Here is a 21,826-nt window from a genome sequence, read left to right on the forward strand (position 1 = left end):
AAATATCTCTAATATCGTTACGCATAAAAATGCCGAACATCAGTCCGGCATTTTTGAACAGCAAGACGTTACTCTGCGGAAGGGGTTCCCGGCTTCATATTCACATCGAGCTGCGGGTAAGGAAAACTGATGCCGTTGGCGTCAAACTCGCGTTTGATGCGCTCAAGCACGTCCCAGTAGACATTTTGCAGATCGCCGCTGAGGCTCCACGCGCGTACGACAAAGTTAACCGATGACGGCGCCAGCTCATTCAGACGCACGGTGATTTCGCGATCTTTCAGCACGCGCTTATCCGACTCCAGAATCGTCGTCAGAATCTGCTTAACCTTATCGATATCCGCATCGTAAGAGACGCCGATAATAAATTCATTACGGCGCGCAGGCTCACGCGAGAAGTTAATAATATTGCCGGCGATAATTTTGCCGTTCGGGATCACCACAATTTTACCGTCGACGGTACGCATGGTGGTGGAGAAAATCTGCACATTCAGCACGGTACCGGCCACGCCGCCCAGATCGACATACTCGCCCGCGCGGAACGGGCGGAACATCACCAGCAGCACGCCCGCCGCCAGGTTAGACAGCGAACCTTGCAGCGCCAGACCCACGGCCAAACCGGCGGCACCGAGTACGGCGATGACCGAAGCGGTCTGCACGCCCACGCGCCCCAGCGCGGCAATCAGCGTGAAGGCTATCACCGCATAGCGCACCAGCGCGGAGAGAAAATCGGCGACGGTGGCGTCAATTTTACGCGCCAGCATCAGGCGGTTGACGGTGTTGGAGATAACGCGCGCGGCGATCATCCCCACAATGATTATCGCGATTGCCGCAACGATATTGACCGCATAGCTCAGCAGTAATTCCTGGTTGCGCACCAGCCATGAACCGGCGTCGTTTATGCTATCGACAACGTTTAAATCTTCCATTCAATATTCCTTATGGATACCCGGATGGGAAACTAAAAACGGCCTGCAAAAGTGCAGGCAGGTATAAAGGGTAAACAAAAAATGAGATTTTTGCCAAGTTGATCACGTTTTAATGCCCATCCATCGTATTGAAAAGGCAATAAAAAAGCCCGCCATACGGCGGGCTTTCGGCAAAAATAAGGCTTTTCTTACAGAACGTCTTTCGCGTTCAGTTCAGTGAAAGCCTGCTCCAGACGAGCGATCATGGAAGTCTGGCCGGCACGCAGCCATACGCGCGGATCGTAGTATTTCTTGTTCGGCTGGTCTTCGCCTTTCGGGTTGCCCAGCTGGCCCTGCAGGTAAGCTTCGTTCTCTTTGTAGTAGTTCAGGATACCTTCCCAGGTTGCCCACTGGGTGTCGGTATCGATGTTCATTTTCACTACGCCGTAGCTTACGGAATCTTTGATTTCCTGGGCAGTAGAACCGGAACCGCCGTGGAAGACGAAGTTCAGGCTGTTGTGCGGCAGGTTGTGTTTCTTGGACACGTATTCCTGAGAATCACGCAGGATGGTCGGGGTCAGAACCACGTTACCCGGCTTGTAAACGCCGTGTACGTTACCGAAGGAAGCGGCGATGGTGAAACGCGGGCTGATTTTGCTCAGCTCGGTGTACGCGTAATCAACGTCTTCCGGCTGGGTGTACAGGGCAGAAGCGTCCATGTGGCTGTTGTCCACGCCGTCTTCTTCACCACCGGTGCAACCCAGTTCGATTTCCAGGGTCATGCCCATTTTGGACATACGCGCCAGGTATTTGGAGCAGATTTCGATGTTCTCGTGCAGAGACTCTTCGGACAGGTCGATCATGTGGGAAGAGAACAGCGGCTTACCGGTCGCAGCGAAGTGTTTTTCGCCAGCGTCCAGCAGACCGTCGATCCACGGCAGCAGTTTCTTCGCGCAGTGGTCAGTGTGCAGGATAACCGGAACACCGTAGTGCTCAGCCATCTGGTGAACGTGATGCGCACCGGAGATAGCGCCCAGGATTGCAGCACCCTGAGGAACGTCAGTTTTCACGCCTTTACCTGCGATGAACGCAGCGCCGCCGTTGGAGAACTGTACGATAACCGGCGCTTTAACTTTTGCAGCGGTTTCCAGTACGGCGTTGATGGAGTCGGTGCCCACGCAGTTAACTGCCGGCAGAGCAAAGTTGTTTTCTTTTGCTACCTGGAACACTTTCTGAACGTCGTCGCCAGTGATGACGCCCGGTTTTACGAAATCAAAAATTTTAGACATGTTACGTAGTCCTGTATCTGTATCTTCGGCCGTTGAAGAAGGTTCGCGAGCTGTTACGCGCGCTGAAAAACAGGCGGGTTTCCCCGCCTGAACTGAATTACTTCTTAGCGCGCTCTTCGAGCATCGCTACTGCCGGCAGTACTTTGCCTTCCACGAATTCGAGGAATGCGCCGCCGCCAGTGGAGATGTAGGAGATTTTGTCAGCAATACCGAACAGGTCGATTGCTGCCAGAGTGTCGCCGCCGCCTGCGATAGAGAATGCTTCGCTGTCTGCGATCGCGTTAGCAACGATTTCAGTGCCTTTACGGAAGTTCGGGAATTCGAACACGCCGACCGGGCCGTTCCACAGGATGGTTTTGGCGTTTTTCAGGATTTCAGCCAGTTTCTCTGCGGAAGCGTCGCCCAGATCCAGAATCTGCTCGTCATCTTTGATGTCGTTTACAGATTTCAGGGTCGCGGTTGCGGTTTCAGAGAACTCGGTCGCTACGCGAACGTCGGTCGGAACCGGGATATCACAGGTGGTCAGCAGACGCTTAGCTTCGTCAACCAGGTCAGCTTCGTACAAGGATTTACCCACGTTGTGGCCTTGAGCGGCAACGAAGGTGTTCGCGATACCACCGCCAACGATCAGCTGGTCAGCGATTTTAGACAGAGAGTCCAGAACGGTCAGTTTGGTAGAAACTTTAGAACCACCAACGATAGCAACCATCGGGCGAGCCGGCTCTTTCAGCGCTTTACCCAGTGCGTCCAGTTCAGCCGCCAGCAGCGGGCCTGCGCACGCAACGTCAGCAAACTTGCCGATACCGTGAGTAGAAGCCTGTGCACGGTGTGCAGTACCGAAGGCGTCCATCACGAATACGTCGCACAGTGCAGCGTATTTTTTGGACAGCGCTTCGTCGTCTTTCTTCTCGCCTTTGTTGAAGCGAACGTTTTCCAGAACAACCAGCTCACCGGCAGCAACTTCAACGCCGTCCAGGTAATCTTTAACCAGACGAACCGGAGCAGACAGTTTGTCTTTCAGGTAATTAACAACCGGCAGCAGAGAGAATTCTTCGTTGTACTCGCCTTCGGTCGGACGACCCAGGTGAGAAGTCACCATCACTTTCGCACCCTGTTTCAGCGCCAGCTCAATGGTCGGCAGAGAAGCACGGATACGCGCGTCGCTGGTTACTTTCCCTTCTTTAACCGGTACGTTCAGATCCGCACGGATGAAAACGCGTTTACCAGCCAGATCCAGATCGGTCATCTTAATTACAGACATGGTGAATCCTCTCGTTGATACTTAAAGTTTTGTCGACGCTCAAGCGTCGAGCCTGAAACCAATAGCGGCCATTGCTAACGTGGTGTCGAGCATTCGGTTAGCAAAGCCCCATTCGTTATCACACCAGACCAGCGTTTTGATCAGGTGAGCCCCGCTGACCCGCGTCTGTGTGCCATCGACAATGGCACTGTGCGGATCGTGGTTAAAATCAGTGGAGACCAACGGTAATTCCGTATAGTCAACTATACCATGAAATGCACCCTGTGCTGCTTTTTGCAGCAACTGGTTGACTTCATTCGCTTTTACAGGTTTTTTCACCGTCACGCTCAGGTCAATTGCCGTCACGTTGATGGTCGGCACACGCACCGCAATCGCCTCAAAACGGTCGCCAAACTGCGGGAAAATACGGGCAATCCCCGCAGCAAGTTTAGTATCAACCGGAATAATCGACTGGCTTGCCGCGCGCGTCCGGCGTAAATCCGGATGATAGGCGTCTATCACCTGCTGGTCATGCATCGCAGAGTGAATGGTGGTAACCGTACCGGACTCAATGCCATAAGCATCATCCAACAATTTAATGACGGGAATTATGCAATTCGTGGTACAGGAGGCGTTGGAAACAATACGATGTTCCGCACGCAATTCGTGTTGATTGACCCCATAGACGACGGTGGCGTCGAGATCGTTGCTGCCAGGATGTGAAAAGAGCACCTTCTTCGCGCCAGCGGCGATATGCGCTTCGCCGTCTTCACGGTTGCCATATACGCCGGTACAGTCGAGCACCACATCCACCGACAGTTCACGCCAGGGCAGTGCTTCAATAGACCGTTCGTGCAGAAGACGGATGGCGTCGTCGCCGACAAACAGCTGCTCGCGCTCCTGGCGAACGTCCCAGGCAAAACGCCCGTGGCTGGTGTCATATTTCAACAAATGGGCGATGCCGGCGGCATCAGCCAGTTCGTTAATGGCAACCACGGTGATCTCCGCACGACGTCCGGATTCATACAAAGCACGAACCACATTACGGCCAATGCGACCGAAGCCATTAATCGCTACGCGTACGCTCATAGGTCTCCTGCAAGGTTATCCCGAAGCAAAGTGGCAAACAGAGTAATGCAGCCGCTCGTTCAGGGAAACCTTACCCGCCACAAACCGTGACTGATTGGTTAAATGTCGAACAATCTATCGACTGAAACGCTTCAGCTAGAATAAGCGAAATGTGGAATAAAAGGAATGTTTGTCCAGACAAACGCGCCAGTAATCTGACGCGCATCACATTTTTACAGGAATAATCGCCGAAGAAATTCCATCGACTCCTCACCGCCTTAACTGGCGGTCCCCATTGCCGGGCAAAGCCAACAACGGGTCAGTATGGCGCTAATATTATTAGCTAAAGATTAGCTTATCGCTGCGCGAGTCACAGAATCCTCTTTTCGTAATGATAAACTCACCAGCCATTATAAAAATGCCTGAAAAAAGCACACGCTCTAATTAATCAATATCGAGCAGGAAATATAAATCTGCAAAATATATTCATTGAAACAAAATATTTTAACGCGAATCACGACGTGCATTAGGAAAAATTCACTGGCGTCACCCATTAAAATATTCACAAGGATGATTTATGAAGCAGCAAATGCAAATGATCGGGCAAGCGATGCTGGTCCCGATATCCATTATAACCATTGGTTCAATGTTTATGGGATTCGGCAGCGCGTTTACAAATAAAGAAACGCTGGAGGCGTTACATCTTGGCGTGCTATTTGATAAAGAGTCGCTGTTCTTTATTACGTTCAGCGTAATGAAAGCAACGGGTGATGTGGTATTCAGAAACCTTCCGCTGTTCTTCTCCATCGGCGTGGCTTTCGGCCTGGCCAAAAAAGAGAAAGGCTGGGCGGCATTCTCCGGCGCCGTGTGCTTTATGTCGATGCATTTCATCCTCAGCACGCTACTGACGCTGCACGGGCTGAACGAACAAACCACTACGGCAAACTGGTTTATCAACCAGCGCCACCTTGACCCCGTTGCTGCGGTACAGGAAGCCTCCATTTATACCACCGAATTAGGGATGTTCACCTATCGGATGAGCGTTTTCGGCGGCATGGCAGTCGGTCTCGCGACCTCCTGGCTGCACAACCGTCTGTATAACGTTAAGCTGCCGATGGTGCTGTCATTTTTCGCCGGCACTCGTACCGTGCCTATTGTGACGCTGGTCGTCGGCGCGCTGATGGGCTCTGCGCTTTATCTTATCTGGCCCCCCATAGGCTGGATGCTGGCGCAGTTCAGTAAGCTTATCGGCGATTCGGGATTATTTGGCACCTTTATCTGGGCGGTCGCCGACAAATCGCTGCTGCCGGTTGGTCTGCATCACCTGATCACGACGCCCATTCGTTTGACCGAACTCGGCGGTTCGATGGAAGTGTGCGGCAAGCTGGTCAGCGGAACCACCAACATTTATATGGCGCAATTGGGGTGCAACGAAACCCAGGAGCTGCTGGTCCGCGGTTTCCAGTCGGGGCGCGTCGTGACCCACTTCGGCGCGCTGCCCGGCGCGGCGCTGGCAATGTATCACTGCTCCCGTTCCCAGCATAAAAAGGTCGTCGCCGGTCTCTTGCTGCCCGTGGTGGCAACCATGATCCTTTTTGGCGTAACTGAGCCCATCGAATATACCTTTCTGTTCGTCGCCCCCTGGCTTTTTTATCTGGTTCACGTGCCACTCACCGGTTTACTCTTTGTTTTAACCGAAATGGCTAACGTTTCTATTTATGGCGGCTGCCTGAAAGATATTCTCCCTGTATTACTCCAACCGGGAAAATTAAATCTATGGGGATACCTATGGTTAATCCCGCTGTTTTTTATCATCTATTACGTTTTATTCCGCTATTTAATCATCCGCTTTAACGTGATGACGCCAGGCCGAGAGGAGGAAGACGCTGGAGAAGATGACGTTAAGCTTTTCAGTAAGCAAGATTTTAAAAATAAAACCACCCCGGTCTCAGAACAACCACAGGCCGATGCATTTGCGATGCAAATTATTGCGGCGTTCGGCGGCAAGGAAAATATCGCGCAGTTTGATAACTGTATTTCCCGCCTGCGCGTTGAAGTGCGCGATCCCGCTCGCGTCGCAGGCGATGACGTATGGAAGAAGACTCTGCGCGCAAAAGGCGTGGTGCGCGTCGGTGAAAAAGGCTGGCAAATCATCTACGGCGCCGAAGTGGTGATGATTGCTGGCGACTGCAAAGAATGGCTTGAGGAGGCGTAATGGATAGCATGACCACGGAGCGCATCGAATACCTGGCTCATCCCTACGAACAAAAACGACTCCTGACGCTGCCGTTCGAACTGACGCCTGATGTCGAACGCCTGGAAATCAGCTACCGCTTTGCCGATGGCAACGCGGTAGATTTGGGCCTGAAAGTAGGTGAAGAACTCCTCGGCTGGAGCGGCGGCGCGCGTCGGCAGATCGTCGTCAACGAAACCTTCGCCACGCCCGGCTATCGGCGTGGCGCACTGCCGCATGGGAGAGGATACGTACTGCTGGGGCTGCATAAAATCACCACCGTATGCCATATTCACGTCGAGATCGTTCGCTATCACAAAACAGAGCGCTGGCTGCGCGGAGACACCCACCTGCACTCCGAGCACAGTGACGGCAAGCTGAGCATCAGCGAATTGATTGCCAGAGCCCGCACGCACAACCACGATTTCCTCTGTTTTACCGATCACAACACCGTGACGCAAAACCGGGAAATCGACGGTATCAACACAGCGCTGAGCCTGATTCCCGGCATGGAGTTGACCACCCAACTCGGGCACGTCAATTTTGTAGGCGTCGCCCAGCCGGTATTCAGCTTTCTGCCCTGCGCGACGGAAGTGGACATCACGCTGAAGATAGCGGAGGCGCGCAGCAACGGTGCCTGGATCGGTATTAATCATCCCTTCTGTCAACACTGTCCGTGGCTGCTGCCGTTTATCAACTACGACTGGCTGGAGCTATGGAACGGCCCGTGGGAGGCCACAACCCACAACGAAGCCACCTTTCAGTACTGGCTCCAGAAGCTGCGCGAGGGGCAAAACATTGCGGTCACCTCCGGCAGCGACTTTCACAAAGAAAAGCAATTTACGCTCCCCACGCTCAACGTCCGCAGCCGTAGCCACGAACGCGACGATATTCTACGGGCGATAGCCAACGGCCAAAGCTACATGCAGAGCCACGATGATATCCAACTGCGCCAGTTTACCGCCGGAGAGGCCGGGCCGGGCGAAACGAGCACCAGCTTGACGCTGCATCTCGATCTCAATGTCCCCACTCATCACCAGGTTCTGCTCTATACCCAACATCAGGTTTATGAATTGCCGCACCGCGGCGGCGTGGTGAAACAAGACATACGCTGGGCCGACAGCCGTTTTGCCTTCCTGCGGGTAAACGATGGCCACAGCGCCCAGTTGATTACCAACCCCATTTTCAGGGAGTGAACATGCAGCGGGTTCATATCATCTACAAAACCCATCTCGACATTGGCTTCACCGATTACGCCCAGTCGATTGAAGATAAATATTTGACGGAGTTTATTCCCGCCGTGGTGAATCTCGCCCGGGAGGTTAACACCGGAGGAGAGAAAAACTTTATCTGAACCTGCGGGGCATGGCTTATCCACCGCTATTTCCAGCGCGCAGAGCCCGAAGATAAGGCCCGACTGTGCAATGCCATCGAGGCCGGGGACATCGTCTGGCATGGTCTGCCGTTTACCGTCCATAGCGAGCTACTGACGCCAACGTTGATGCGCCACGCCCTCTCTTATCGCCAGGCGCTGGACGAGCGCTTCCATCGCCAGACGATTGCCGCAAAGATGACAGACGTACCGGGCCATACTCAGGCCATCGTACCGTGGCTGGCCGATGCCGGGCTGCGTTACCTGCATCTGGGCGTCAATGCCGCCTCCTGCCCGCCGGATGTTCCGCCGCTGTTTATCTGGAAATATGGTCAGCGCGATATCATCGTCAACTACTCTTTCGGCGGCTACGGCAACGAAACCTGGTGTGAAGCGCTGGACGAACTGCTGGTGTTCTGTCATGCCGAAGATAACTGTTCGCCGCCTACGGCCAGTGAAGTCATGCAGTTGATCGCACGCTACCGGCAGCGCTATCCCGAGGCACTGGTCAGCGCCTCGACGCTGGACGCCTTCGCCGCTCGTGTTGAAACCATCCGCCATACGCTGCCGGTCGTCGATGCCGAAATTGGCGACACGTGGAATCACGGTCTGGCAACCGACCCAGGAAAAGTCAGCCACTATCGTCGGTTAAACCGCCGTCTACAGCAGGAAATAGCCTGCCCGCCCGAGGCGCTTGACGCGCTGCTGATGGTGCCGGAGCATACCTGGGGGATGGATCTTAAGCTGCATCTCCCTGACTACTGCCATTATCTGCCGGAGGCGTTCAGCGCCGCGCGAGAGGAGGACAGCGTTAACGCCCCCGTGCCAGAAAAATATCATGCGCTTGGGCAATTTATTACACACTCGCCCCACAAGGGCACCCGCAGCTATCATCACTTCAGCCAATCATGGGCAGAACAGCGACGCTATATTGATAGCGCCTGCGCCCATCTGTCGGCGCCGCTCTGTGAGATGACCGGCGCGGGTCCCGTCACCGTTAAGGGGATGGCGACAGGCCTACGTCAGTTCTCCTTTGGCGACTATGACTTTGCCCTCGCCAACGACGGCAGCCTGTCGACGCTCAACATCGACGGCAGGCCGATGCTGGATGCGCCTCTTGCCCGTCTGATCTATCGGCAGGTCGGGCCACAGGAATATGATCATTTTCGCGACCGCTATCTGCAGAACCTGGATGTCACCGCGCCGTGGGCGCTCTCAGATTTTACCAAACCCGGCCTGGAACTCACCCCACGCCCCGTGAGTACGCAGCAGGTGGGTTTCTCGCTTAAACAGGTCCGCTTTCGCGGCGAGCTGGACGCCTGGTATGTACAGGCCATTATCCAACCCAACAAGGCCGCGGGCATTGAATTAAAGCTGCCCGATGAAATCATCCTGGAGTACGGTTTTAGCAAGATTCGCCACGCGATCTCGCTACGCCTGAGCATTCTCGGCAAACAGGCCAACCGGCTGCCAGAAGAAATCTGGCTCCAATTGGGGTTGAGCAACATCGGCCAGAGCACGTGCCAGAAACTCGGCTATCCCATCGACTGGTTTAACGTGGTCAGAAATGGTAACGCCAACCTGCACGCAGTAGAGCTTGCGCATACAGAACAGTGGACGCTGGAGCCGCTGGATGCGCCGCTGCTGGCGCTCTACCAGCCGCGAATTCTCTGCTTTGGCGAACCGTCTCCCCCGCGAGTCAGCCTCTATAGCCAACTCTATAACAACATCTGGGGCACCAACTTCCCGATGTGGTACGCAGAGGATATTCACGCAGAGTATCGCATCTATTTTAAAGAGAGAGGGAAGCCGCAATGAGCGACACCCGAACAATTCACGCCGTATCGCACACCCATTGGGATCGCGAATGGTATTTCTCCACGCTCGATACGCAGCTTTTTGCGCTGAAAGCCTTTAGCGAACTGATTATCGCACTGGAGAACAATCCCCGCTTTGTCTTTCATCTTGACGGCCAGAGCTCTATTTTTGACGATTTTATCCGTCTTAAACCGAACATGGCCGAACGGGCGCGCCGGCTCGTGCGGGATAAACGGCTGCTAATCGGCCCGTGGTACACCCAGCCGGACCTGTTTAACATCGCCACGGAATCACTGTTCCGTAACCTGCGCATCGGCATCCATCACGCGCAGCAGGCGGGCTACTGCATGTCGGTGCTCTATCTACCAGACACCTTTGGCAGCCACGCGCAGCTACCGCAGATTGCCCGTGCGTTTGGACTACGGCACATACTGTTGCGCCGTGGCTACGATCCACAGATTATGGGGCCGACAGAGCTGTGCTGGGAGGCGTTGAACGGCGATAGCGCCATCACCGTGATTACGCCCTTTGGCTACTCGCTCGCCCATCCCGAACGCGGCGGCCGCTGGCGCAACTTCCGGCCCGCGCATTTTGATGAAGAGACGTTCCCTCTCATTGCTCGCATGAAGGCGCTCTCGCCCTCATCGGACCTTCTCTGCCCCATCGGCGGCGATCAGGTTAGCTGCGATGCCGATTTCGACCGGCTGATCGCCGCGGTCAACGCCCTCAGCGACGATCGCTGGGAAATCAGCAGCTATGAACGCTACTTCGCCACGCTGGCCGATAAACCGCTGCCGCGCTGGCGCGGTGAGTTTCGCATTCCTCGTCTTGCTCGTGTGCACAAGAGCATTGGTTCTTCGCGCTACGACATCAAGAAAGCCAATAACGATGCGGAACTGTGTCTGACCCGGCTAGCGGAACCGATGCTGGCTCTGGCGCGACGCAACGGTTTTGAGGAAGGCGAAGAGATGCTGGAACAGGCGTGGCGCTGGCTGTTGGAATCACACGCTCATGACAGCATGGGCGGCTGCAACAGTGACGAAACCAACCGCGACGTGCTCCACCGCTGTCGCCAGGCACAACAAATCGGCGAGGCAATATTCAGTCTGCACGCCCGTCAGTTGCTGGCTAACCTTGCCGCGAAAACACCCTATCGATTTCTGGTGGTCAACGGCACCAGCAGCCCGAATGTGGATGTTCGCCGCCAGATGCTGATCACCCCAGCGGCCCATTTTGCGCTGATGGGCGAAAACGGTGAACCGCTCCGCGTGGTCGTACACCAGCAGCGACAAGTGCAGCTACCGCGTCACGTGCTGCTGACGCCGGACGGTGAAGTGGAGACGGAACAACAGTGCTGGTATTACGAAAACGTCGTCGATCTGCTCAACGTACCGGTGCCGCCGCTGGGTTTTGCGCTCTTTTACGTCACTCCCGGTCAGCAGCCGATAACGCTTCCTGCCGTCAGTCAGGAAATACAGACGATCGAAAACGCGTACTATCGCCTGAGTCTGCAGGACAATCAGCTGCACTGGCAGGAGAAAGCCAGCGGCCGCACGTTGTCGCCACTGCTACAGTTACGCGATATCAGCGACGACGGCGATCTCTACGACTTTTCGCCCTTGCCCGGCGATCGCGGCCTGACCTTCTCGCACTTCACCCTGGATAACGCTCAGCAGCATCCGTGGCAACAAAGCCTGCACCTGCATGCCGCGCTACTACTGCCGGAAGGCATTAACGACGATCGTCTGGCGCGCAGTGAACGCCAGCGCGTTGTAAACATCAAGCTCACGCTGACCCTTGAAGACGATATGCTGCTTGGCGACCTGACGATTGAAAATACCGCGCGCGATCACCGTATGCAGTTGTTGTTCAACACCGGGAAGACCATCGATGCGGTGTGCGCCGACGTGCCATTTGGAACCCTGACGCGCGCGAATCAACACATTGCCGATAGCGCGGGCTATGCGGAAAAGCCGGTTGATACGGAGCCTTTTATGCACCGGCTCAGCCCTCACGCCGACTTTCACGTTTTCGCCCGTGGTATGAAAGAGTATGCCTATCAAGGGCAGCAGCTTCGTCTGACGCTGTTTCGCAGCGTCGGCCAGCTTGGCAAAGACGATCTGCTGTACCGTCCTGGACGCGCTTCCGGCCAGCGTCAGGCCACACCGGAAGGCAATCTGTCCGGCGAACTGAGTTTTCACTTTGCTCTGTGTGCTGGCGAATATTCTCCGGCGCAGTTAGCCATCCGTGAACAGCGCTACAGCGCACCGGTACGGCTATGGCAATGGCAGAACGATCGGTCGGGTCTTCAGCGCCTGGACAATTTTGATATGTTTATTGCAGAACGGAAAATCAACCATCGCCAGTTGTTGAGCCAACTGCCGCAAGGCTGGGTCGTCAGCGGCGTTGACGTGCTATACGGCAAAACGCTGGTGCGGCTGTATAACCCCTCCCCCAACGCGCTTGAGGTACCGGAAGCCTGGCGCGACTACACCTGCAACGCGCTGGGCGAAAAGATGGCAAAAACCGTCCTGCGGGGCCATGACCACCTGACGCTCAATCTCAGCATCCCCGCCACAAGTTAACGCCACGCCATAAAAAAAGGCCGCATTCGCGGCCTTTTGACTTCACAATAACGGATTACAGCAGGCCTTTCGCCTTCGCAACCACGTTTTCTACGGTAAAGCCGAACTCTTTGAACAGCAGATCCGCAGGCGCAGACTCACCGAAGGTGGTCATACCGACGATTGCGCCGTTCAGGCCCACGTATTTGAACCAGTAGTCAGCGATGCCCGCTTCGATAGCGACGCGTGCAGAGACGGCTTTCGGCAGCACGGATTCACGGTAAGCCGCATCCTGCTTGTCGAATGCATCGGTAGACGGCATGGAAACCACGCGCGCCTTCACGCCTTCAGCGGTCAGTTTCTCGTAAGCGGCAACCGCCAGCTCAACTTCAGAACCGGTCGCAATCAGGATCACCTGCGGCTGGCCGTCGCTGTCTTTCAGCACGTAACCACCACGAGCCACGTTCGCCAGCTGCGCTTCGGTACGTTCCTGCTGTGCCAGGTTCTGACGGGAGAGGATCAGCGCGGTCGGGCCGTCCTGACGCTCTACGCCGTATTTCCACGCAATCGCGGATTCGACCTGGTCACACGGACGCCAGGTGCTCATGTTCGGCGTCACACGCAGGGAGGCAATCTGCTCTACCGGCTGGTGAGTCGGGCCATCTTCGCCCAGACCGATGGAGTCGTGGGTGTAGACCATCACCTGACGTTTCTTCATCAGCGCTGCCATACGCACCGCGTTACGGGCATATTCAACGAACATCAGGAAGGTAGAGGTGTACGGCAGGAAACCACCGTGCAGCGAGATACCGTTAGCAATCGCGGTCATACCGAATTCACGCACGCCGTAATGGATGTAGTTACCTGCGGTGTCTTCGTTAATCGCTTTAGAGCCAGACCAGATAGTCAGGTTAGACGGCGCCAGGTCAGCGGAACCACCGAGGAATTCCGGCAGCAGAGGACCAAAGGCTTCAATCGCGTTCTGGGAAGCTTTACGGCTGGCGATTTTCGCCGGGTTAGCCTGCAGTTTCGCAATGAATTCGTTCGCTTTCGCGTCGAAGTCAGACGGCATATCACCTTTCATACGACGGGTAAATTCTGCGGCTTCCTGCGGGAAGGCTTTCGCGTAAGCGGCGAACTTGTCGTTCCACGCGGCTTCTTTCGCCTGGCCTGCGGCTTTCGCATCCCACTGAGCGTAGATGTCAGCCGGGATTTCAAACGGACCGTAGTTCCAGCCCAGTTGCTTGCGGGTCAGCGCAATTTCGTCTGCGCCCAGCGGTGCACCGTGAGAGTCGTGGGTACCGGCTTTGTTCGGGGAACCGAAACCAATGATGGTTTTGCACATCAGCAGAGACGGCTTGTCGGTGACCGCACGCGCTTCTTCAACAGCACGTTTAATCGCGTCTGCGTCGTGGCCGTCGATACCGCGGATCACGTGCCAGTTATAGGCTTCGAAACGCTTGGCTGTGTCATCGGTGAACCAGCCCTCAACGTGACCGTCGATGGAGATGCCGTTGTCATCATAGAAAGCAATCAGTTTGCCCAGTTTCAGGGTACCGGCCAGGGAGCACACTTCGTGAGAAATGCCTTCCATCATGCAGCCATCGCCCATGAACGCGTAAGTGAAGTGGTCAACAATGTCGTGACCCGGGCGGTTGAACTGCGCCGCCAGCGTTTTTTCAGCAATCGCCATACCTACGGCGTTAGCAATACCCTGACCCAGCGGACCGGTGGTGGTTTCAACGCCAGCGGTGTAACCCACTTCCGGGTGACCCGGCGTTTTAGAGTGCAGCTGACGGAAGTTTTTCAGTTCTTCCATCGGCAGATCGTAACCGGTGAGGTGCAGCAGGCTGTAGATCAGCATGGAGCCGTGGCCGTTAGACAGCACAAAGCGGTCACGGTCAGCCCAGGACGGATTTTGTGGGTTATGGTTCAGAAAATCACGCCACAGGACTTCGGCAATGTCAGCCATACCCATCGGGGCACCCGGGTGACCGGAATTGGCTTTCTGTACTGCGTCCATGCTCAGCGCACGAATAGCATTAGCAAGCTCTTTACGTGAGGACATTTTGACTCCAGTTCGGACTGTTGAAGGCTACCCTAACGCCACGAAGCGCGCACGTTACGGGCTATGCCAGAAAAAAGTGTCAACAATGTAACCTATGCGACAAAGCATGTACATGGAGCATCCTTTTGCCTCTTCAGAAATCTCTGGAACAGGGGTTAACAAGTTGTAATCCTCTCGCCCGTAAGCCGCGATATTCTTTATACTTAGCTCAACTCTGGCGGCGCAGTTCCAGGGCATTTTCAGATAAACGACTTTGGAAGCAATCTCATGAAGAAACGGGCGATGGTTCTGGCTTTTGGCGCGACTTTGTTGCTCAGTGGCTGTCAGAATATGGATTCAAATGGCTTATTAAGTTCAGGCACCGGCGCTTTGCAGGCCTTCTCCCTGAGCGATCAGCAGGTACAAGCATTGAGCGATCAGGCCTGTAAGGATATGGACAGCAAGGCTACCATCGCGCCGTCCAACAGCGCCTATACGCAGCGATTGAACAAAATCGCCGCCGCGCTTGGCGACAACATCAACGGCCAGCCGGTTAACTACAAAGTCTACGAGGCGAAGGATGTGAACGCTTTCGCCATGGCCAACGGCTGCATTCGCGTGTATAGCGGCCTGATGGACCTGATGAACGACAACGAAGTGGAAGCGGTTATCGGCCACGAGATGGGCCACGTTGCGCTGGGCCACGTGAAGAAAGGCATGCAGGTAGCCATTGGGACCAACGCCCTGCGCGCAGCAGCAGCCTCCGCGGGCGGTATCGTCGGCAGCCTGTCGCAGTCGCAGCTTGGCGATTTGGGCGAGAAGCTGGTGAACTCGCAGTTCTCCCAACGTCAGGAGTCAGAAGCGGATGACTACTCCTATGATCTGCTGCGAAAACGCGGCATCAATCCAACCGGTCTCGCCACCAGCTTCGAGAAGCTATCGAAACTGGAAGATGGTCGTCAAAGCTCCATGTTTGACGATCACCCGGCGTCCCAGGAACGCGCACAGCATATCCGCGAGCGTTTACAGGCCGACGGAATTAAATAAAGATTCACCGGGGGGCAATATTGCCCCCTTGCGCAAATAAGAAAAAAATATTAAAACCAGTAAACGGCACTAATTGATAATTTAAGCGCACGAACCGTTAAATATACAACACCGACAGCTGCGAAGAATATATCTCCGTCAACCGCAAAAGCCGGACAATTACTCTAAAAAAGGAAATAAGATTATATTATTTACCTTTCATCAAGCTCATTATCCGTATTTTCAAATAGTCTATAGCCAATCCACAAATGCACGCATGGCGGGCCTTGCCGCGGGATTCCTGGCGAAACATCTCTTCATACAATGATTGCTTTTGATACTTATTCAGGCGACTATCCAAATTGTAACAACACAATTTGACAGTTTTATAAACAGAGAAGTTCCCTCCGTGAAAAAGAAATTAACGTTAGTTGCCTTAAGTATTATTGCCTCTGCGCCGGCTTTTGCGAGCCAGCAATCTGATAGCCAGGGTTTTATTGATGACAGTCATCTGGATCTGTTCCTGCGTAACGCGTATATCAAACGCGACTATCGCGATGGGCTGCATGATAAAAGCGAATGGGGCCAGGGCATTATTGCCACTTTTGAATCCGGCTTTACTCAGGGACCCATCGGCTTTGGTGTCGACGGTATCGCCCAGTACGGCGTGCGTCTGGACGGCGGCCGCGGAAACAGCGGCGCGGGCGGAATCGACTTCTTCGCGCAGGACAACGATGGTCGTGCAAAGTCCGACCTTGCTAAGTTTGGCGCAACGGCCAAAATGCGCTTTTCTAACACCGTGCTGAGCTACGGCAACCAGCGCCCGACGCTGCCGATTCTCTACGCCGACGACTCCCGTCTGCTGTATGAAACCTACACCGGGACAATGCTGACCTCGAAAGAGATCGCCGGTCTGGAAGTGAACGCCGGTTACTTCACCGACGAACAGCGTAAGAGCGATGACAGCCACAACAGCGGCCTGAAAAGCATCACCTTCGGCGGCGCGAGCTACCAGTTTAACGATCAACTGAGCGGCGCGCTGTATGCCTCTCACGTGGAAGATGTACTGAACAAGCAGTACCTCGGCCTGAACTACGCTCAGCCGCTGGCCGAAAACCAGAAGCTGGTATTCGACTTCAACGGCTATAACTCCCGTCTGGAGCAGGAATATGCGGACTCGCTGGATACCGGGCGCAGCAACAGCATCTGGAGCCTGGCGACCAGCTATATCTGGGATATTCACACCTTTAAAATCGCCTACCAGCAGAGCAGCGGCAGCACCGGCTATAACTATGGCGGCTACCAGAATCAGGGCGGCGTGGGTGACGGCGGCAATACCATCTGGCTGGCGAACTCCTACTGGTCTGATTTTAACGGTGAAGACGAACGTTCATGGCAGGCGTCTTATGCGCTGGACTTTGGCGGACTGGGCTTACCGGGCCTGAGCTGGACCACTGCGTACGTTCGCGGCGATAACATCAAGACGGCGGAAACCAACAACGGTAAAGAGCACGAGTGGTTTAACCAGGTGCAATACCAGGTCCAGGACGGCCCGGCAAAAGATCTGAAATTCAAAGTTCGCTACTCGGTGCTGCGCGTTTCCAGCAACGCCAGCGACTATAACGTCAGCGGTAACGAAGTCCGCGTTTACGTGGAGTACCCGTTCAACGCGTTTTAATCGGTAAGATGACGGTTCCCGGCCTGGCTCGGCCGCGCCGGGAACCGCCAACAAGCACTTATTCGCCTTTCTTCGCCGCCTGGATGTAGAGCATTTCCAGCGCCAGGGTCGCCGCGGCCAGCGCGGTGATTTCAGATTGGTCGTACGCCGGAGCCACTTCCACCACGTCCATCCCAACGATGTTCAGATCCTTCAGGCCACGCACCAGCTTAATAGCGCGATCGGAGGTCAGGCCGCCAATGACAGGCGTGCCGGTACCCGGTGCAAACGCAGGATCCAGGCAGTCGATGTCAAAGGTCAGGTAGACCGGCATATCACCGACGATCTGCTTAACCTGAGCAATGATGTCGTCCACGCTGCGGTCGTTCACCTGACCGGCGTCCAGCACGGTGAAACCGTTGTCTTTATCGAACTCGGTACGAATACCAATCTGCACCGAGTGATTCGGATCGATCAGCCCTTCATTCGGCGCGGTGTAGAACATGGTGCCGTGATCGAACTCGCAGCCGTTGGCATAGGTGTCGGTGTGGGCGTCAAAGTGGACCAGCGCCATCTTACCGAAGTGTTTGGCGTGCGCACGCAGCAGCGGTAGCGTGACAAAGTGGTCGCCGCCGAAGGAGAGCATGCGTTTGCCCGCCGCCAGCAGTTTTTCCGCGTGCGCCTGCAGCTTCTCGCTCATTTCACGCGCGTCGCCGAAAGCATAAACCAGGTCGCCGCAGTCGACGACGTTCAGACGTTCACGCATGTCGAAGTTCCACGGGAAGCGGTTGTGCTCCCAGGCCAGGTTGGTGGAAACCTGACGAATCGCCGCCGGGCCGTGGCGACCACCGGCACGACCAGAGGTCGCCATATCAAACGGTACGCCGGTAATGACCCAGTCTGCGTCGCTGTCGTACGGCATAAAGTTCATCGGCAGACGCAGGAAACCAAACGCGTTGGAAACCAGGGAGTTATCGTATTGATGACCTAAGGTGCTCATGGGCTGTGACCTCTTTTACGTCGATATAAAAAAACCCTTCCGCGTCGTTAGGCCCGACGAGGAAGGGTTTGAATGGGGGTACTGCTTGTATGGGGGCGATTATCGCCGTTAATCTGTACGGGTTCAAGTACGTTCAAAACAATCGGCCCCCTCCTTGCTCCTGATAAGAATTATAGCCGACGTAAACGGGCAATGAGCGGCCCGGCCTCCTCCAGCAGGGTTTCCACCGACGGCGCGCACAGGCACTCCAGCGAAACGGCATGATGATAACCCGCCTGCTTCAGCGCCCGGTAAATGTCGTCAATCGGCAGGTGACCGTAGCCAGGAAAGGCGCGGTTGGAGTCGGCAAAATGGACGTGTTTGAGGCGATGCCCCAGCAACGCAATCGCCGCAGAAAAATCGCGATCCTCAATGTTGGCGTGGAAGATATCCCACAGCACGCCGACGTTATCGGGCGCATCGCTGAGGGTAAGAAATTCCAGCATATCCGCCGCGCTGTGCAGATGGCTGATTTCGTAGCGGTTGAGCGCTTCCAGCACTAGCGTTACGCCGCAGCGCTGAGCCAGCTCCACGCAGGGGCGTATCGCTTCCACCAGTTCATGCATATACGCTGTTTTACTCATCTCTCTGTCCGGCGCGCGCAACGACCCAATAGTGACGTGACTTCCCAGGAGCGCAGCGACTTCAATATGTTCCGCCAACCGTGCGCGGGTGCGCGCTACCACTGCGTTATCGCCAGACAACAGCGACAGGCCATCTCGCCTGCGGGCCTGCCCGGTAGCGATCGTCGTACAGCCTAATCCATAGCTGTCCAGCCGCCGTTTCAGCCTGGCGACATCTATCCCCTGATAATCATTGATACAGAGCTCGGCCGCATCAAAACCGCTTTGCGCCAACCACGCCAGCCCCTGTTCAAGCTCTTCTGGCGGAAACGGCGAAAAAAGCGTGTCATAACGGCACGTTAACGTTGCGCTAAACTTGATCATTCGCTCACCTTTTGTGGGCCAGCGCCTCAACGCTGGCCCAGACTGTTATCGCATGGCTTTGGTTAAAATACGGCTGGCGCCACGGGAGAAGTGCTCCGCCGCCTCCTGAACGGTGAATTTGCCGTGGTCGATGTTCTCAATCGTGTTGCGCCACAGTTCCACCAGCTGTGGGTTGTCGAAGTATGGCGAGGTCGGAATATCGTGCGGCAGCGCCAGCGAGGAGTTGATACCGGCGACGGTAATGTTGTCCTCCTGAATCAGACCGTCAGCTTTGAGCTGATCCCAGGCGGCCTTGCTGAGCGGCGTGCCGCGCTCGAGCCCCATCGCTTTCACGCCTTGTGGATCGTTCATCAGGAAGTTAATCAGCTTCGCCGCCTCCTGCGGATGCCTGGTGGTTTTACCGATGCTGAACATCATGGTCGGCTTAAAGAACAAGCCGGCGTCTTTCGCCTCCGGCAGCATAAAGAACGGCCCCAGCTCCAGCTTGTTGTACGGCGCGGTAAGGTTGTTTTCGTACATCACCGCGTTGGTGTTCCACATATACACCCCGCCCCACTTGCCCTGAATCCACGGCTTCATCTCCCAGGTATTGCTCTTGCCGTAGGAGGCCAGCACGCGCATTGACGGGAAAACGTGGTTATCCACCAGATCTTTGTAGATCTTGAAGAAGTCCTGCCACTGCTGCGGCGTGTAGGTAAATTTGCCTTTGCTCTCGTCGATAGCCGGAATGTTGTATTTCTGCACCATCCACGACTGCACCAGCGTCAGCGACTCCATATAGTCGAGCACCAGCGGATATTTCTCTTCATCCTTCGCTTTAAAGGCGCGCCCTGCCGCCATCAGCTCGTCCCAGCTTTGCGGATAGCTGACGCCCATCTCCTGCCACAGTTTGCTGTTGTAGTAGAAGCTGCGCGCGGTCACCGCCACCGGCAGCCCGTTCAGTTTGCCGTTGACGGTGGTGGTGCTCAACGACTGCGGATCGTACTGCTGAAGATCGAGCACCGCCTTTTGCTGATAGAGATCGTAAAAGCCCTTACCGTCGCGCGAGAACAGCGGCAGCCAGTTCCAGTTAGTCTGAATCACATCCGGCTCGTTGCCGCCCGCAATCTGTACCGTCAAACGGGAGAGATAGCCCTCCCAACCGGCGTATTCCGCCTTCACTTTGATATCCGGATATTTCTCCTCAAATAGCTTGATGGCATTGAGCGTCGCCTGATGGCGGCTGTTGCCGCCCCACCAGGAAATGCGAATTTCGGTCGCCTGCGCGGCGGACAGACAGGAACACGCAAGCATCAATGACGCCGCCACCGGGGCGATAAGCTTATGCATCGGGAACTCCTTGTTTAAGCGTGAATTTGCTGTAAAACGTCGTCGGGTATTTCGGCGAGATACAGCGCCGGTTTCCCGTCTTTGTCGCTACTGAACAGCACGGCTTTTTCATCAGGGGTAAAAGACGGGTGCGGATGGGTGACCTGACGGTCGCCGTCGAGCACCTGCCATGACGAGCTGTGGCAGGCGATTTTGTGCGCCTTCTTATGACGCAGATCGAACAACCACAGCCACGGATCGCGGGTATCGCCATAGCCCGCGTTATCGGCGATATCAATAGGGATACCGGAGCCATCGCCCACCGCCAGCGAACCGTCGTCGTTGCTCATCACGTGCGAGCACGGCGGCATTGCCATCAGGCGTTCATCCTGTCCGGTTTCGCCGTCGATGCGGCACAAATAGCGCACCGGGCTGTTTTTGACATAGGTGACGTACATCAGCGCCGAGCCGTCCGGTACCCAGAACTCATGGGTATAGCTCTCTCCCGGCGCGGGTTCGCGGGCTTTGCGAATATTGCCGCCCTGCTCATCCATCAGCCACATGCGCGCGTCGACGCGATCCAGCGGCCCCTCATGGCAGAACGCCACGGTGTTATCGTCATTCGGGCGGTAAATCGGGTGGCCCAGCCACTGGTTCTCTTCCAGCAGCGTCTCCCGCTCGCCGGTGCGCAGATCGATGCGGATAACCCGGCAGCGCGGCTGCTCGTCGAAGAATTCCTGAAACACCTTCCAGTCACTGATCGGTCGCCAGCTATCGCGATGGATTTCCACCCCCACCAGCTTGTCGCAAGCCGAGTTCGCCACCCAGGTACCGTAGCCCACCCACTCATCCGGCACGCGATACACCACCGTCTCCTGAAGCGTGGCTAAATCAACGCGCATTAAATTCCGTTCGGCCTTCACATAATAAAGCCCGGTTTCATCTGGCGATAAAAAGCCGCCGAAGGTATTATCGCCGGGCCCTTCGGTTAATTGCGTCGCGAGGCCGCTGGCGATATCCAGTAAATAGTAATTACGATACCCATCAAATTCTCCGGCAAAAATTAATTTACGACCGCCGTCGATAAAGCACTTTTGATAAAAATAATTTCGATGACAAATAACGTCGACCGGCGTAAAACGGGTGACTTTTGCCCCGGTATCACTATCAATATAATGTTCAAAATCCAGTTGCAGCGTCGAACCTTTAGCCATAATAAATCCTCGAATTTAACGTGATAAGCGCAATCAGGGTGAGCGGGTCGAGCAGGCTCACATTTTAGTGTTTACAGTCGCCGCGGCGTTTGACCTTTC

At 55.3% G+C, this 21,826-nt stretch carries 16 protein-coding genes; 7 read left to right on the forward strand and 9 right to left on the reverse strand.

The features are described from left to right. Positions 1-68 precede the first annotated feature (68 nt). The 4 genes from mscS to epd all read right to left on the reverse strand — a co-directional run bounded on the left by mscS (position 69) and on the right by epd (position 4,523). Positions 69-926 (reverse strand): small-conductance mechanosensitive channel MscS, encoded by an 858-nt coding sequence (gene mscS, locus NNN71_RS14005; RefSeq protein ID WP_163446043.1) that lies wholly within the window; start codon positions 924-926, stop codon positions 69-71. 188 nt (positions 927-1,114) lie between these two features. Next, a complete protein-coding gene (gene fbaA, locus NNN71_RS14010) occupies positions 1,115-2,194 on the reverse strand; it encodes a class II fructose-bisphosphate aldolase (RefSeq protein ID WP_163446042.1) in 1,080 nt (359 codons plus the stop codon). A gap of 97 nt (positions 2,195-2,291) precedes the next feature. Continuing rightward, on the reverse strand, positions 2,292-3,455 hold the full coding sequence (gene pgk, locus NNN71_RS14015) for a phosphoglycerate kinase (RefSeq protein ID WP_064542708.1): 1,164 nt from the start codon (positions 3,453-3,455) through the stop codon (positions 2,292-2,294). A 39-nt stretch (positions 3,456-3,494) separates the two neighbouring features. Beyond that, positions 3,495-4,523 carry an erythrose-4-phosphate dehydrogenase gene (epd, locus tag NNN71_RS14020; RefSeq protein ID WP_163446041.1) on the reverse strand — a complete coding sequence of 343 codons (1,029 nt, stop codon included), beginning with the start codon at positions 4,521-4,523 and terminating at the stop codon, positions 3,495-3,497. A gap of 556 nt (positions 4,524-5,079) precedes the next feature. Between epd and NNN71_RS14025 the strand changes: the two genes are divergently transcribed. From NNN71_RS14025 to NNN71_RS14045, 5 genes are all read left to right on the forward strand, one after another. After that, positions 5,080-6,717, forward strand: coding sequence for a PTS transporter subunit EIIC (locus NNN71_RS14025; RefSeq protein WP_271458739.1), 1,638 nt, complete (start codon positions 5,080-5,082; stop codon positions 6,715-6,717). Continuing rightward, a complete protein-coding gene (locus NNN71_RS14030) occupies positions 6,717-7,931 on the forward strand; it encodes a CehA/McbA family metallohydrolase (RefSeq protein ID WP_271458740.1) in 1,215 nt (404 codons plus the stop codon). The genes NNN71_RS14025 and NNN71_RS14030 overlap by 1 nt, the downstream gene beginning before the upstream one ends. 2 nt (positions 7,932-7,933) lie before the next feature. After that, positions 7,934-8,089, forward strand: coding sequence for a hypothetical protein (locus NNN71_RS14035; RefSeq protein WP_271458741.1), 156 nt, complete (start codon positions 7,934-7,936; stop codon positions 8,087-8,089). 147 nt (positions 8,090-8,236) lie between these two features. After that, entirely contained in the window at positions 8,237-9,925 is a 1,689-nt protein-coding gene (locus tag NNN71_RS14040; RefSeq protein ID WP_271458742.1) for a DUF5054 domain-containing protein, read from the forward strand. Then, positions 9,922-12,510, forward strand: coding sequence for a hypothetical protein (locus NNN71_RS14045; protein WP_271458743.1), 2,589 nt, complete (start codon positions 9,922-9,924; stop codon positions 12,508-12,510). Before NNN71_RS14040 ends, NNN71_RS14045 begins: the two co-directional genes overlap by 4 nt. A gap of 55 nt (positions 12,511-12,565) precedes the next feature. On the opposite strand, the gene tkt is transcribed toward NNN71_RS14045, so the two are convergent. Beyond that, the gene (gene tkt / locus NNN71_RS14050; protein ID WP_163446035.1) at positions 12,566-14,557 is read right to left on the reverse strand and encodes a transketolase; all 1,992 of its coding nucleotides are present in this window, start codon (positions 14,555-14,557) and stop codon (positions 12,566-12,568) included. A gap of 267 nt (positions 14,558-14,824) precedes the next feature. Between tkt and NNN71_RS14055 the strand changes: the two genes are divergently transcribed. Both NNN71_RS14055 and NNN71_RS14060 read left to right on the forward strand, forming a co-directional pair. Further along, positions 14,825-15,583: a M48 family metallopeptidase gene (locus NNN71_RS14055; RefSeq protein WP_163446034.1), complete on the forward strand. Its 759-nt coding sequence runs from the start codon at positions 14,825-14,827 to the stop codon at positions 15,581-15,583. 388 nt (positions 15,584-15,971) lie between these two features. Beyond that, positions 15,972-17,240: an OprD family porin gene (locus tag NNN71_RS14060; protein WP_163446033.1), complete on the forward strand. Its 1,269-nt coding sequence runs from the start codon at positions 15,972-15,974 to the stop codon at positions 17,238-17,240. A 58-nt stretch (positions 17,241-17,298) separates the two neighbouring features. Here NNN71_RS14060 and speB read toward each other — a convergent pair whose 3' ends face one another. From speB to NNN71_RS14080, 4 genes are all read right to left on the reverse strand, one after another. Beyond that, positions 17,299-18,219 carry an agmatinase gene (speB, locus tag NNN71_RS14065; RefSeq protein WP_064542680.1) on the reverse strand — a complete coding sequence of 307 codons (921 nt, stop codon included), beginning with the start codon at positions 18,217-18,219 and terminating at the stop codon, positions 17,299-17,301. Between the two features lie 170 nt (positions 18,220-18,389). Beyond that, positions 18,390-19,205, reverse strand: a complete 816-nt coding sequence (locus NNN71_RS14070; protein WP_271458744.1) for a sugar phosphate isomerase/epimerase family protein — start codon at positions 19,203-19,205, stop codon at positions 18,390-18,392. A gap of 45 nt (positions 19,206-19,250) precedes the next feature. Continuing rightward, positions 19,251-20,534 (reverse strand): ABC transporter substrate-binding protein, encoded by a 1,284-nt coding sequence (locus NNN71_RS14075; protein ID WP_271458745.1) that lies wholly within the window; start codon positions 20,532-20,534, stop codon positions 19,251-19,253. A 14-nt stretch (positions 20,535-20,548) separates the two neighbouring features. Next, positions 20,549-21,727: an oligogalacturonate lyase family protein gene (locus tag NNN71_RS14080; protein ID WP_167575046.1), complete on the reverse strand. Its 1,179-nt coding sequence runs from the start codon at positions 21,725-21,727 to the stop codon at positions 20,549-20,551. Positions 21,728-21,826: the final 99 nt, after the last annotated feature.

Origin of the sequence: Kluyvera sp. Awk 3 (assembly GCF_028069715.1) — a bacterium.
Taxonomy (GTDB): domain Bacteria; phylum Pseudomonadota; class Gammaproteobacteria; order Enterobacterales; family Enterobacteriaceae; genus Kluyvera; species Kluyvera georgiana_A.

Bases quoted from the DNA above. Each gene is read 5' to 3' on its own strand.
- mscS (WP_163446043.1), bottom strand. From the start codon at position 926: ATGGAAGATTTAAACGTTGTCGATAGCATAAACGACGCCGGTTCATGG.
- fbaA (WP_163446042.1), bottom strand. From the start codon at position 2,194: ATGTCTAAAATTTTTGATTTCGTAAAACCGGGCGTCATCACTGGCGAC.
- pgk (WP_064542708.1), bottom strand. From the start codon at position 3,455: ATGTCTGTAATTAAGATGACCGATCTGGATCTGGCTGGTAAACGCGTT.
- epd (WP_163446041.1), bottom strand. From the start codon at position 4,523: ATGAGCGTACGCGTAGCGATTAATGGCTTCGGTCGCATTGGCCGTAAT.
- NNN71_RS14025 (WP_271458739.1), top strand. From the start codon at position 5,080: ATGAAGCAGCAAATGCAAATGATCGGGCAAGCGATGCTGGTCCCGATA.
- NNN71_RS14030 (WP_271458740.1), top strand. From the start codon at position 6,717: ATGGATAGCATGACCACGGAGCGCATCGAATACCTGGCTCATCCCTAC.
- NNN71_RS14035 (WP_271458741.1), top strand. From the start codon at position 7,934: ATGCAGCGGGTTCATATCATCTACAAAACCCATCTCGACATTGGCTTC.
- NNN71_RS14040 (WP_271458742.1), top strand. From the start codon at position 8,237: ATGCGCCACGCCCTCTCTTATCGCCAGGCGCTGGACGAGCGCTTCCAT.
- NNN71_RS14045 (WP_271458743.1), top strand. From the start codon at position 9,922: ATGAGCGACACCCGAACAATTCACGCCGTATCGCACACCCATTGGGAT.
- tkt (WP_163446035.1), bottom strand. From the start codon at position 14,557: ATGTCCTCACGTAAAGAGCTTGCTAATGCTATTCGTGCGCTGAGCATG.
- NNN71_RS14055 (WP_163446034.1), top strand. From the start codon at position 14,825: ATGAAGAAACGGGCGATGGTTCTGGCTTTTGGCGCGACTTTGTTGCTC.
- speB (WP_064542680.1), bottom strand. From the start codon at position 18,219: ATGAGCACCTTAGGTCATCAATACGATAACTCCCTGGTTTCCAACGCG.
- NNN71_RS14070 (WP_271458744.1), bottom strand. From the start codon at position 19,205: ATGATCAAGTTTAGCGCAACGTTAACGTGCCGTTATGACACGCTTTTT.
- NNN71_RS14075 (WP_271458745.1), bottom strand. From the start codon at position 20,534: ATGCATAAGCTTATCGCCCCGGTGGCGGCGTCATTGATGCTTGCGTGT.
- NNN71_RS14080 (WP_167575046.1), bottom strand. From the start codon at position 21,727: ATGGCTAAAGGTTCGACGCTGCAACTGGATTTTGAACATTATATTGAT.